At 62.6% G+C, this 12,595-nt stretch carries 15 protein-coding genes and 1 tRNA gene; 11 read left to right on the forward strand and 5 right to left on the reverse strand.

Features of this window, described 5'->3' with window-relative positions; translation table 11 throughout:
* Positions 1-41: 41 nt before the first annotated feature.
* The 8 genes from EKN06_RS14925 (at position 42) to EKN06_RS14960 (ending at position 7,053) form a co-directional block, all read left to right on the forward strand.
* Positions 42-578, forward strand: a complete 537-nt coding sequence (locus tag EKN06_RS14925; RefSeq protein ID WP_127613698.1) for a DUF1697 domain-containing protein — start codon at positions 42-44, stop codon at positions 576-578.
* A gap of 274 nt (positions 579-852) precedes the next feature.
* Positions 853-1,251, forward strand: a complete 399-nt coding sequence (gene rbfA, locus EKN06_RS14930) for a 30S ribosome-binding factor RbfA (protein WP_127613699.1) — start codon at positions 853-855, stop codon at positions 1,249-1,251.
* 60 nt (positions 1,252-1,311) lie between these two features.
* Positions 1,312-1,890, forward strand: a complete 579-nt coding sequence (locus tag EKN06_RS14935) for a thymidine kinase (RefSeq protein WP_127613700.1) — start codon at positions 1,312-1,314, stop codon at positions 1,888-1,890.
* 25 nt (positions 1,891-1,915) lie between these two features.
* Positions 1,916-2,599, forward strand: a complete 684-nt coding sequence (locus tag EKN06_RS14940; protein WP_127613701.1) for a site-2 protease family protein — start codon at positions 1,916-1,918, stop codon at positions 2,597-2,599.
* Between the two features lie 3 nt (positions 2,600-2,602).
* A complete protein-coding gene (gene truB / locus EKN06_RS14945; RefSeq protein WP_127613702.1) occupies positions 2,603-3,493 on the forward strand; it encodes a tRNA pseudouridine(55) synthase TruB in 891 nt (296 codons plus the stop codon).
* 18 nt (positions 3,494-3,511) lie between these two features.
* Positions 3,512-3,781: a 30S ribosomal protein S15 gene (gene rpsO / locus EKN06_RS14950; protein WP_127613703.1), complete on the forward strand. Its 270-nt coding sequence runs from the start codon at positions 3,512-3,514 to the stop codon at positions 3,779-3,781.
* 176 nt (positions 3,782-3,957) lie between these two features.
* Entirely contained in the window at positions 3,958-6,276 is a 2,319-nt protein-coding gene (gene pnp / locus EKN06_RS14955) for a polyribonucleotide nucleotidyltransferase (RefSeq protein WP_127613704.1), read from the forward strand.
* A 96-nt stretch (positions 6,277-6,372) separates the two neighbouring features.
* Positions 6,373-7,053 (forward strand): spermine/spermidine synthase domain-containing protein, encoded by a 681-nt coding sequence (locus EKN06_RS14960; RefSeq protein WP_127613705.1) that lies wholly within the window; start codon positions 6,373-6,375, stop codon positions 7,051-7,053.
* 79 nt (positions 7,054-7,132) lie between these two features.
* Here EKN06_RS14960 and EKN06_RS14965 read toward each other — a convergent pair whose 3' ends face one another.
* A complete protein-coding gene (locus EKN06_RS14965) occupies positions 7,133-7,798 on the reverse strand; it encodes a GcrA family cell cycle regulator (protein ID WP_127613706.1) in 666 nt (221 codons plus the stop codon).
* Positions 7,799-7,919: 121 nt separating this feature from the next.
* On the opposite strand from EKN06_RS14965, the gene EKN06_RS14970 reads away from it, so the two are divergent.
* Complete coding sequence (locus EKN06_RS14970) at positions 7,920-8,744, forward strand: ABC transporter permease (protein WP_240655055.1); 825 nt, start codon at positions 7,920-7,922, stop codon at positions 8,742-8,744.
* 34 nt (positions 8,745-8,778) lie between these two features.
* Here EKN06_RS14970 and hspQ read toward each other — a convergent pair whose 3' ends face one another.
* Entirely contained in the window at positions 8,779-9,207 is a 429-nt protein-coding gene (gene hspQ / locus EKN06_RS14975) for a heat shock protein HspQ (RefSeq protein WP_127613708.1), read from the reverse strand.
* A gap of 168 nt (positions 9,208-9,375) precedes the next feature.
* Between hspQ and EKN06_RS14980 the strand changes: the two genes are divergently transcribed.
* Positions 9,376-9,465 (forward strand) — tRNA-Ser (locus EKN06_RS14980).
* Positions 9,466-9,856: 391 nt separating this feature from the next.
* Here EKN06_RS14980 and EKN06_RS14985 read toward each other — a convergent pair.
* The 3 genes from EKN06_RS14985 to EKN06_RS14995 are packed head-to-tail and all read right to left on the reverse strand — an operon-like array spanning position 9,857 to position 12,140.
* On the reverse strand, positions 9,857-11,446 hold the full coding sequence (locus EKN06_RS14985) for a recombinase family protein (RefSeq protein WP_127613709.1): 1,590 nt from the start codon (positions 11,444-11,446) through the stop codon (positions 9,857-9,859).
* Entirely contained in the window at positions 11,443-11,853 is a 411-nt protein-coding gene (locus EKN06_RS14990) for a DUF2924 domain-containing protein (RefSeq protein WP_127613710.1), read from the reverse strand. Before EKN06_RS14990 ends, EKN06_RS14985 begins: the two co-directional genes overlap by 4 nt.
* A complete protein-coding gene (locus EKN06_RS14995; RefSeq protein ID WP_127613711.1) occupies positions 11,850-12,140 on the reverse strand; it encodes a DUF3489 domain-containing protein in 291 nt (96 codons plus the stop codon). Before EKN06_RS14995 ends, EKN06_RS14990 begins: the two co-directional genes overlap by 4 nt.
* Positions 12,141-12,342: 202 nt before the next feature.
* On the opposite strand from EKN06_RS14995, the gene EKN06_RS15000 reads away from it, so the two are divergent.
* Positions 12,343-12,595 (forward strand): ParB/Srx family N-terminal domain-containing protein (locus EKN06_RS15000; RefSeq protein WP_240655057.1); only part of this gene is annotated, 253 nt, incomplete at its 3' end.

Here is a 12,595-nt window from a genome sequence, read left to right on the forward strand (position 1 = left end):
GCCCCGCTGACGTTTTCACGCCGGCAAGACAGGACTTTTCGATGCCTCGTTACTGCGCCTTTTTTGCCAGCATGAATGTCGGCGGCAACCGGCTGGCGATGGCCGATCTGCGCCATGTGCTTGAACGGGAGGAGCTGGAGGACGTCGAAACCGTCGTCGCCAGCGGCAACGTGCTGTTCTCGTTCGATGACCGCCCGACAGAGGGGTTGTCCGAGATGCTCGCGTATATCGTCAAGGATCGCTTTGGCTTCGACACATTTGCCGCAGTGCGCAGCATCGACGAAGTTCGCGCGGCGATAGAGGGTAACCCGTTCAGCGCGGACGGGCAGGACAATCTTGTCCATACTTTGTTCGCATCGGGCCCAGTCAGTCCGGCGAATGTCGAACGGGTGATTGCCGATTACACGGGACGCGGCGCAGAGCGGATCGCCGCCGGAGAGCGATCGCTTCACGTCGATTACGTTTCGGGCGTCGGGGGCAGCAGGCTGACGGGTCCCTTCATCGAGCGTCGACTGGGTTGCAGCGTGACGGGCCGCAACATGCAAAGCCTGAAACGCATATTGGACAAGATGGCGTGATGGCGACAAGCAGCGCCTGGTCGGCGTCACGAACCAAGCGATAGCCAGAGGGCGGGCCAGACAGGCTGCGATTGTCGCGAAATTTCACCAGGCGGTAGCGGCAGCCTTACTGGAATCGAACTTCTGGTCCTTGGCGCACCTATACCCCGCTGCGGGTATTCACGATTATTCTCCGCCGATTGGCGGTTTCAGGGCAACGACGGGCCGTGACGGTGGAAGGCTTCGTCACGGTTTGTTGCAAATTGTCGCAGCCTATCCCAAGTCGGGTATTGCCATGGCACGCCCCACGACCACTCCCGAAGATCGCTCCGTCCGCCTGTTGAAGGTGGGTGAGCGCGTACGCCACGTGTTGAGCGAGCTGTTGAGCCGCCAGCAGGTGCACGACGATGTCTTGTCCTCGACGACGGTCAGCATCACTGAAGTGCGCATGACGCCCGACCTTCGGCAGGCGAAAGTCTACGTGAAGCCGTTGCTGGGCACTGACGAGGGCAAGGTGGTGAAGGCGTTGCAGGTCAACACCGCGTTCTTTCAGCGCGAGGTGGCCAAGCGGCTAGGCCTGAAAAACGCAGCCAAGCTGCAGTTCCGGCTGGATGAAACGTTCGACGAGGCGACCCGGATCGACCGGCTGCTCGACGATCCGCGCGTTCGCCGCGACGTCGCCGACGAAGATTGAACCGAGCGCGACCCAAACGAACGGGTCGGCAAGGTTTGAGCGCAGAGCGTAAGCGAGGGTATGGCCAAGCTCTATTTCTACTATGCCAGCATGAACGCCGGGAAATCGACGAACCTGCTTCAGGCCGATTTCAATTATCGCGAACGCGGCATGGCGACGATGCTTTGGACCGCGGCATTGGACCATCGCTCCCTCAGCAAGGCGATCGCCAGCCGCATCGGGCTTGAGGCAGAAGCTCACCGCTTCGACGCAGCAACCGATCTTCACGCCCGCGTTACCGCCGCGCATCATGTCGAACCGCTCGCCTGCGTGTTGATCGACGAAGCGCAGTTTCTGACCCGCGATCAGGTGTGGCAATGCGCGCGGCTGGCGGATCAGGCGAACATCCCAGTGCTGTGCTATGGTCTGCGCACGGATTTTCAGGGTGAACTTTTCGAAGGGGCGGCGGCGCTGCTGGGCATTGCCGATGCGCTGATCGAATTGAAGGCGGCCTGCCATTGCGGGCGCAAGGCGACGATGAACCTGCGCGTCGATGCGGGCGGTGGCGCTGTCGTCGAAGGCGCGCAGACCGAAATCGGCGGCAACGACCGTTACGTTGCGCTTTGCCGCAAGCATTTCAGCGAGGCGCTGGCAGGCTGACCCTTCGCCCCCTATCTAGGCAACCATGTCCGAAACCCTGATCCTCGCCGCGATCCTGATCCCGGTGCTCATCGTCTCCATCGTGTTCCACGAAGTGGCCCACGGCTGGATGGCGCTTGCCCTTGGCGACACCACGGCAAAGGAGCGGGGGCGGCTGACGCTAAACCCCGTGCGCCACGTCGATCCGGTCGGTACGCTGTTGGTGCCGGGCGCGCTGGCGCTGGTCGGCGGGCCGGTGTTCGGATGGGCGAAACCGGTGCCGGTGAACAAATGGCGGCTGAACAACCCGCGCACCGGCATGATGGCGGTCGCTGCCGCAGGGCCGGGCACCAACATCTTGCTGGCGCTGGTGGCGACGATCGTGCTGGGACTTGTCGCGCGGGGGCTGACGGGCGCGCCGGGCGATGGACTGGCTCTGGTTGTCCTGGCGCTGAACTACGCGATCCTGATCAATCTCTTCCTCGCGTTCTTCAACCTCCTGCCGATCCCGCCGTTCGACGGTTCGCACATCATGGAAGGGTTGCTGCCCCGCAAATGGGCGGCGGCCTACGAAAAGCTGCGCCCGGTCGGCATGATCCTGTTCGTGATCCTGATCGCGGCGACTTGGGCCTTTCCCGATGCGGGGATCATCGAACGCATCATCCTCCCCCCGGTCGAATGGCTGCGATCCCATTTCATGACGCTTGCCGTCGCCATTGCGGGGAACTGATTCATGCCGAACGGATGGATCATCCTCGACAAGCCGCTGACGCTGGGCTCGACGCAGGCGGTCGCGGCGGTAAAGCGCAACTTGCGTGAGGCGGGATACGGTAAGGTGAAGGTCGGCCATGGCGGCACGCTCGACCCGCTGGCGACGGGCGTACTGCCCATCGCGGTGGGAGAGGCGACGAAGCTTGCGGGCCGGATGCTCGACGCGACCAAGGCATACGAATTCACCGTCCAATTCGGCACCGAAACCACGACGCTGGACGCAGAAGGCGAAATCTGCGCCACCAGCGACGTTCGCCCGACGCGCGCCGAGGTCGAAGCGATTCTGCCCGACTTCACCGGACCCATCGAACAGATGCCGCCAGCCTACTCCGCGCTCAAGATCAACGGCAAGCGCGCCTATGACCTCGCTCGCGCGGGCGAGGACGTCGTGCTCGAAGCGCGTTCGGTCACGATCCACGCGCTGGACGTCATGGACTGGACGGAGGATTCGGTGACGCTGCTGGCAAATGTCAGCAAGGGTACCTATATACGATCCCTCGCAAGGGACATCGCCTGTGAGCTTGGCAGCGTCGGCTACGTCACGATGCTGCGACGCGTGAAAGCCGGTCCATTCACCCTGGAAAGCGCGATTTCGCTGGACAAACTGAACGATTTGGCTAAGGGCGCGTCCCTTGAAGATATCATCCTGCCGTTAGAGGCGGGGCTGGACGACATCCCGGCCCTTGACCTCGATCCGGACGCGGCAGGGGCGGTCCGACAGGGCCGGAAACTGTCCGGATTGCCTCAACCCGACGGCACATACTGGGGACGACTGGGCGATGAGCCCGTGGCCCTGATGGAAGTCGAAGGCGGCGAGGCAAGGGTCCTTCGGGGCTTCAACTTGAAAGCATGATGTCGCGGAGTACGAATTATGACGATTTCAGCCGAACAGAAACAGGAAGTAATCAAGGACCACGCCCGTGCGGAAAACGACACCGGCAGTCCCGAAGTACAGGTCGCGATCCTTACCACGCGTATCCGCAACCTGACCGAGCATTTCAAGGGTAACCACAAGGACAATCACTCGCGGCGTGGCCTGCTGGTGATGGTCAACAAGCGGCGCTCGCTGCTGGCGTACCTGAAGAAAAAGGACGTGGAGCGTTACAACTCCCTGATCCAGAAGCTCGGCCTGCGTAAGTAAGCTGATGAACGGAAGCGGCCCCAAGGTGGGCCGCTTTCCACATCTGGGATATGTTCCGCATTTCGGCGGGATGACCCGGGGGCGCGATGAATGGCCCCACACCGGACCGGGACGGAACCCCCCGGCAAGTAGGCCCCGCGCTGCAATTTGGCACCGCGGGTTCATAAGGAAATCATATGTTCGACAAGAAAACCGTATCGCTGGAATGGGGCGGAAAGACCCTCACTCTGGAAACCGGCCGCATTGCCCGTCAGGCTGACGGCGCGGTCCTCGCCACTTATGGCGAAACCGTGGTGCTGTGCGCAGTCACCGCCGCGAAGAAAGTGAAGGAAGGGCAGGATTTCTTCCCGCTCACCGTTCACTACCAGGAAAAATTCTCGTCCGCCGGCCGTATCCCCGGTGGCTTCTTCAAGCGTGAACGCGGCGCGACCGAAAAGGAAACGCTGACCAGCCGCCTGATCGACCGTCCGATTCGCCCGCTGTTCCCCGAAGGTTTCTACAACGAAATCAACGTGATCGCGCAAGTCCTGTCCTATGATGGCGAAGTCGAGCCCGACATTCTGGCGATGATCGCCGCGTCGGCTGCGCTCACCATCTCGGGCGTGCCCTTCATGGGCCCGATCGGCGCTTGCCGCGTCGGTTACGAAGACGGCGAATACACGCTGAACCCGTCGCAGAACCATGCTGCCGCAACCGACCTCGACCTGATCGTGGCCGCGACCGGCAATGCCGTGATGATGGTGGAATCGGAAGCCAAGGAGCTTTCCGAGGAAATCATGCTGGGCGGCATCATGTTCGCACACGACGAATGCAAGAAGGTCGTCAATGCGATCATCGAGCTGGCCGAAAAGGCTGCCAAGGAACCTTGGGAAATCAGCACGTCGGACGACATGTCGTCGATCAAGGAAAAGCTGCGCGGCATCGTCGGTGACGACATCGCCGCCGCCTATCGCCTGACCGACAAGTCGCAGCGTTCGGAAGCCCTGAACAACGCGCGCGCCAAGGCTAAGGAAGCCTTTGCCGAAGCGGACGGCCAGACCCAGATGACGGCCGGCAAGGCAGTCAAGAAGCTGGAAGCCGAAATCGTTCGCGGCGCGATCCTGAAGGACGGCACCCGCATCGACGGTCGCACGACCACGCAGGTCCGACCGATCGAAGCGATCGTCGGCCTGCTGCCCCGTACGCACGGTTCGTCGCTGTTCACCCGCGGTGAAACGCAGGCGATCTGCACGACCACGCTGGGCACCAAGGAATCCGAGCAGATGATCGACGGGCTGGAAGGCCTGACGTATTCGAACTTCATGCTGCACTACAACTTCCCGCCCTATTCGGTCGGCGAAGTCGGTCGTTTTGGGGCGCCCAGCCGCCGCGACATCGGCCACGGCAAGCTGGCATGGCGCGCGCTGCGTGCGGTGCTGCCGACGAAGGAGGATTTCCCCTACACCATCCGCGTTCTGTCCGACATCACCGAGTCCAACGGCTCGTCCTCGATGGCGACGGTTTGCGGCGGCTGCCTATCCATGATGGATGCCGGCGTACCGATCACGCGCCCGGTTTCGGGCATCGCGATGGGCCTGATCCTCGAAGGTGACGAATTCACCGTGCTGTCCGACATCCTTGGTGACGAAGATCACCTTGGCGACATGGACTTCAAGGTGGCCGGGACCGAACAGGGCATCACCTCGCTGCAGATGGACATCAAGGTCGCGGGCATTACGCGCGAGATCATGACCCAGGCATTGAGCCAGGCCAACGAAGGCCGCGCCCACATCCTGGGCGAGATGACCAAGGCTCTGGGTTCTGCCCGTACCGAGCTCTCGGCACACGCTCCGCGTATCGAGACGATGCAGATCGACAAGGCGAAGATCCGTGACGTCATCGGCACCGGCGGCAAGGTGATCCGCGAGATCGTCGCCGAAACCGGCGCGAAGGTCGATATCGATGACGAAGGCCTGATCAAGATCTCGTCTTCGGACCTCAGCCAGATCGAAGCCGCACGCAAGTGGATTCAGGGCATCGTCGAGGAAGCCGAAGTCGGCAAGGTTTACACCGGCAAGGTCGTGAACATCGTCGATTTCGGTGCATTCGTGAACTTCATGGGTGGCAAGGACGGTCTCGTCCACGTGTCCGAAATGAAGAACGAGCGCGTGGAAAAGCCGACCGACGTCGTGTCCGAAGGGCAGGAGGTCAAGGTCAAGGTTCTCGAGATCGACCCGCGCGGCAAGGTTCGCCTGTCGATGCGCGTCGTCGATCAGGAAACCGGCGAAGAGCTGGAAGACACCCGTCCGGCACGCGAACCGCGTGAACCGCGCAACGACCGCGGCGGTGACCGTCGTGGCCCGCGTAGCGACCGTGGCGGTGGCCGCGGTGGCGATCGTGGTGGCCGTGGCGGCGACCGTGGCCCGCGCCGCGAACGCAGCGAAGGCGAAAATGAAGGCGGCGGCAAGGAGGGGGGCAACCCCGATCACATGCCGGCGTTCCTCAAGGACGATTGATCGATCATGCCGGAATTCGATCCGGCCTGAACGAACCCAAGTTAAAAGGGCCGCGAGCGATCGCGGCCCTTTTTTGCATTCGTAAAGGTGAAACCAATGCTCGAACGCAAATTGCTGGGCACGGCGCAAGTGCCGGGCGGGGCCGAATTGCAGCTTTTCTCGCACGGACGCGATTTCATCATCGCGCTGGATCGCAACGAATTGATGAGCACTCGGATGCGCTTTTCGGAAGAACAGCTCGCCGAACTGACGCTCGACCGCCTGGACACGCCCGATCCGCACATCCTGATCGGCGGATACGGCATGGGCTTCACCTTGCGCGCTGCGCTGGCGCGGATGGACGCAGAATCAGGGACGCGGGGGCGGGTGACGCTGGCCGAACTCGTGCCCGAAATCATCGAGTGGGCGCGCGGACCGATGGTCGACGTGGCGCAAGGTTGTCTAGACGATCCACGGGTCGAACTGCAGGTGGCGGACGTGGCGAAGGTGATCTCCGCGGGTAAGGGCCGGTACGATGCGATCCTGCTCGACGTCGATAATGGGCCCGACGGACTGGTCCGCCCCGAAAACGACGGCATTTACGCCAATGCCGGGCTGGCTGCCGCGAAACGGGCGTTGCGGCCGGGCGGCGTGTTGGCGATCTGGTCGGCGGCGCCTGACCCGCGCTTTACGCGTCAGCTCACGAAAGCGGGTTTCGACGTCGATCCGGTGGAAGTTCGGGCAAGGCCAAACGGCAAGGGGCCGCGTCATACGATCTGGTTCGCGCACCCGCGCTGATCGAAGGTTTGCTGCAAAAGAAAGGCCCGCTTCCTGTGTTAGGAAGCGGGCCTTTCTTTTCAAGCGCTGTCAGCGGACCTCAGCGCACGCGCGGGCCACCGAACGGCAACGGCGGAGGTGGACGGCGTGCACCACGCGGCAGCTGTGCCTGATAGGCCCGGCCGCAATGTTCGACGCAATAAGGAAACCCGGGGTTCACCTTGTCGCCGCAGAAATGGAAATCGGGTTCGCCCGGATGTCCCATCGGCCAGCGGCAAATGCGCTCGTTCAGATCGAGCAGCGAGGTCTTGCCTTCGATATCCGTGCTCGGCTTGGCCGGAACCAGGCGGCGCGGCGGGGCCGGCGGTATCGGCGGCTGCTGATCGCCCGGACCCTGACGCAAGAAGCCACCGGGGCCGACCGAAACGATGCGCGGGTGCCTGCTGGGCGGAAGCGGCTGTTGCGCGGCCTGCTGCGGCTGTGCAGGGGCAGCAGCGCGCGGTGCGGGGGCGGGCGCTGCGGGACGGGGCGCGGCTTCGACCTTGGGCTTGGGGTCAACCTTCGGCTTTGGCTTGGGCGCCTCGTCGGCGACCTTGGCCGGCTTTTCCTTCACCGGCGAAGGGCGCGCCTTTAGGCCAAGCCGATGGGCCTTGCCAATCACGGCATTGCGGCTCACTCCGCCCAGCTCCTCGGCGATCTGGCTGGCGGTCGATCCGCTTTCCCACATCTTGGTCAGCTTCTCGATCCGTTCGTCGGTCCAGCTCATGCAAACTCCATCAAATCTAATTCGCCGGCACCATGCCGATATTCAGCTCACTTGCCATCGTGGAAACCTGCCGGTAACCGCATGACCATCCATGATCGAAACTGCACCAGACACAGACCGCATGATCAAATTCAGCCCGCCGGGTACGCCCGTCATGGGTCGAGTCAATCGGCTGGGACTGTGGACCCTCTATATGAAAGAGGTGCGCCGCTTCTTCAAGGTGCAGATGCAGACGGTTTGGGCTCCAGCGATAACAACCATGCTGTTTCTCGTTATTTTCACGATCGCGATGGGGCGCGGGGACCGGATAATCCTTGGCGTCAACTTCGCAACCTTTGTCGCGCCGGGCCTGATCGTGATGGGCATGATGCAAAACGCTTTTGCCAACGGCAGCTTTTCGCTGCTGGGCGGAAAGATCCAGGGGACAATCATCGATTACCTGATGCCGCCGTTGAGCAACTTCGAATTGCTTGTCGGTCTGGTCGGCGCATCGGTTACTCGCGCGGTCTTTGTCGGGTCGGCGGTGGCGCTTGCGATGATGCTGTATCCCGACGTGAGCCTGGCGATGCATCATCCGTGGGCCGTCGCATGGTTCGGCCTGATGGGGGCGATCATGCTGTCGCTGCTGGGCGTGTTGACGTCGATCTGGGCGGAAAAGTTCGATCATAACGCGGCCGTGACGAACTTCGTCGTGGCGCCGTTGTCGTTGCTGTCGGGCACCTTCTACGTGATCGACAACCTATCGCCGTTTTTTCAGTCGGTCAGCCGGCTGAACCCGTTCTTCTACGTGATCAGCGGCTTCCGCTTCGGCTTCCTCGGGCAAAGCGACATCGGCGATACCAACATGGCCGTGCTGCACGGTGCATTGGGGCTGGGCGCGCTAAACGTCGTGCTTGGCCTTGCAACCTACCTCGTCCTGCGCTCAGGCTGGAAACTGCGGAGCTGAGATGCTTGCGCTTCATGGAGCGCAAGGACTGGGGTCAGTGCTTCAGGCTGCGATGAAGGTCGTAACGCCCCTCGAGGAAATCGCCGAAGACCATGTCGATCGATGGATGCTCGATCGGCCCGGCATCGCCATCTTCGATCAGGTTCTGCTGGCCGACATAGGCGACGTAGCTGTCGTCCTCGCTCTCGGCGAAAAGGTGGTAGAAGGGCTGTTCACGGGCGGGGCGCACCGCCTGCGGGATTGATTCGTACCATTCCTCGCTATTGGCGAAGACCGGGTCGATATCGAAAATCACGCCGCGGAAGTCGTGGTGCCGGTGCCTGACCACATCGCCGATGGCAAAGCGCGCTATCGCCACGGATGGCGCTGAAACCGCACGGCCCGCCTGCGGTGAAAAATAGGTTGCTCGATCGGCCTTAACGGACGGATCGGCGTCTGGCTCGCTACGGAAAAATCCGGTCATGCGGTGGAATATAGGCCTATCGCAGGTGCGAAACAACAGCGCCGCGCGGCGCTGTCGACAAGCACCCCGCAGATCGGTCGTTTTGCCCTTGGCAAGCCGCCATGCATCGGCTAACCGCGCGGCTTCGTTCGACCCTGTGGGGCAACCCGCAAAGCGATCCTCGATAGCGGAGAGGTGGCAGAGAGGTCGAATGCGCTGCACTCGAAATGCAGTGTGCGGGAAACCGTACCGTGGGTTCGAATCCCACCCTCTCCGCCACGAACCCCCAGCACTGGTCTCCGCTAACAGACACTCTGCGCAAGGGCGCGGAACAGGCGGGTTTGCGCGTCCCAATCCGTAACAGCGGCGAGAAGAGGCGGCCGTCTCCGGCGTTATCAGACCCGTATTCACAGGCCGGTCTCCGGGCGGATCGCCATCGGTTCGGTTTCCCTGTTTATCAGGGAAGAACAGGGAAAATCGTGTATTCGGGGGCCGAAACAGGTCGATTCCGGTACCTTCGGCGATTTGCGCTGCCAGAAAACCGCGTCTTATCTGTGGGTTGTATCCCGTTTTCTGCGTTTCCCTGTTATTCGCCGGAACAGGCTATTTAATCGGCCATAACAGGGGCCCTAATCGTCAGAACAGGGCCTGATAGTCGCGATAACAGGGATCAGCTTCGAGTTGGCCAATCCAGGATATGGCGCTGCGCGGACCAGTCCAGGGGGAGCGCCATACCGATCAATGTCTGCAGGTTGAGCCCGTGCGGCTGACGCCCTTCGATGATGCCGCGCTGGATGTCGGGAGCAAGAAAGGCAAGCCGCAGGATCTTGCGGTCATAGGGCGATACCGGCGCAGCGCTGATCACCGGCATACCGGTTCTATCGCGCTCGACCATGCGATGGGCCCTGCGGAGCGCATCGACCAGCGTTGCATCGGGCCGGGGCGACGAACGACTGCCGGCGATGACCATGCGGCGTCCGCCGCGCAAGGGCAGTGCGAGCGGCAGGAAGGCGATGCAGGCTTGTGTGACGGAGTGGAGAATGCGCTCACCCTCCTGCAGGCGCCCGGCGATCTGCCTGGCATGCTTGCCAGCCAGGTCGAGCTCGAACCCGCCGTCACACAAGCGGGCCTTGCGGATCACGTCGAGCGGCTTGTGGGTGTTGGGCAGCCATCGCATGATCGCCTCGGTCAGGATCCGTTCGATCTCGGGCGCCGGCAGCCGCTGAACCAGGTCCTCCCGATTTGATGGCATGCCCTGCTGCAAGGAAGCCGAGACATAGTAGCGATAGGCCTTGCCGGACTTGCCGCGCGAGAAGGTCGGGCTCATCGCTTCGCCAGCAGCATCGAACAGCTTGCCCACTAGTGGCGCCCTGACGATGCGGTGATCGGCCGCGGCATGATGCCGGCGCGCATTGGCATCGAGCATGGCCTGCACGCGCTCGAATAAGCCTGGATCGACGATGGCATCGTGCTCGCCATCGTGAATCTGCTGCTTGTGGACGATCTGCCCGAGATAGAGGCGGTTGCGTAGCAGGTGGAACAAGGCGCCGCGGCTGAACACCGTACCACCCAGCGTCTGGCCCTTCGCGGTCACGCGCTGCTTTGAGACGATACCGGCATCGGCAAGTTCGCGCTGCAGAGCATGGACTGAACCCAGTGCAAGATACCGCGTAAAGATATGCCGCACGGCTGCCGCTTCGGCGTCATTGACGAGGAGCTTGCGCGTACCGGCTGCCGGCAGATCATAGCCCAAGGGCACCAGCCCGCCCATCCACATGCCTTTGGCCTTGGAGGCCGCGATCTTGTCGCGGATGCGTTCGCCGGTCACTTCGCGCTCAAACTGGGCGAACGACAAGAGGACGTTGAGCATCAGCCGCCCCATCGAGTTGGTGGTATTGAACGACTGGGTGACCGAGACGAAGCTGCAGTTCGCCTTCTCGAAGATCTCGACGATGCGCGAGAAGTCGGTGAGCGAACGGGTCAGTCGGTCGATCTTGTAGACCACAACGATGTCGATGAGCCCGACTTCAATATCGGCGAGCAGTTGCCTGAGGCCGGGCCGCTCCATGGTCCCGCCCGAATAGCCGCCATCGTCGTAATGAGCGGGCAGCAAGGTCCAGCCTTCGCTGGCCTGGCTTTTCACATAGGCTTCGCTCGCCTCGCGCTGGGCGTCGAGGCTGTTGAACGACTGCTCCAGCCCTTCGTCCGAACTCTTGCGGGTGTAGACCGCGCAGCGCTGGATCTTCGGCTTGCCGCTCATGCGCCGTCCCTCAGACCAAAGAAGCGCGGGCCATTCCAGCGGCTGCCGGCAATGGCACTGGCTGCCGCCGACAGGCTGGCGAACAGCTGGTCATCCCAGCGAAAGCCCGCTTCCTCGACCACGACGGTAACTTCGCGGCCCTTCCAGTTGCGGGTGAGCCGCGCACCGATCCCGAGATGGTGGCCTTCAGGCGCTACCGTACCGGTGCGGGACAGCGCGCGGCGGGTCTCGCGATCGATCCCGCCGAACGCGTCGGCCTGCACACGCCAGGCCAGCAGCATGCGCAGGATGGGTTCGGAGCGTAAAGGAGGCGGCGCGCCATAGCGCCGCCTCCAGAAGACACGCAGGGCCTCGATATCCATCTGCTCGATTGCGGCGACCTGCCGTGTCACATCCTTGTCGGTCACGACGGCAGGCTCGCACGATAGCGGCGTACGCCATCGGCCTTGTCCGAGGTGATGACGAGCCCGCGCTTCTTCTTCAGGGCGCCAGCCATCGCGCCGCGCACCGAATGCTGCTGCCAGCCTGTTGCGGCAACCATGTCGGCGATGGTGGCCCCACCCTCGCGGCTCAGCAGGTCCTGCAATTGGTCGAGGCGGGATGGCGGTTTGGCAATCACGGCGGCGGCAGTACCGGTCTGAGGTTCGCGGGCCATCCGCCGCGGGCGGCGCTTGCTGGGTGCATCTTGGGTCATGATCGTTCTTCCGGTTGCTGCGTGCGACAAAATAGCCGCCGCTACCGGCACGAGCCCGGCTAGCCGGGCGCGGGAACAGCAATGCTCAGGTTCGCGGCACAGTCCAGTCGAAATGACCGGGATTTGCGCGTCGTCCGATTATCCACGGGTTGGTGATACCGTATCCTTTTTGAACATGTTTCGTTCCTCTATAGTTCCAGGCATGGAAGCAACTCCCATGACGGCAGCCAGCCCTGCCAATCGCCCGATCACGGTCGTCTACAAGCCGATCGACAGCCTGACCCCCGATCCCCGCAATGCGCGGACGCATCCCAGGCGCCAGATCGAACAGATCGTCGCCTCGATCCGCGCCTTCGGGTTCACCAATCCGATCCTCACCGATCCGCAAGGCAACTTGATCGCCGGGCACGGCCGATTGCGGGCGGCCAAGGCAATGGACCTTGCCGAGGTGCCGG

Source organism: Croceicoccus ponticola (assembly GCF_004004515.1).
In the GTDB taxonomy this organism is placed as follows: Bacteria; Pseudomonadota; Alphaproteobacteria; order Sphingomonadales; family Sphingomonadaceae; genus Croceicoccus; species Croceicoccus ponticola.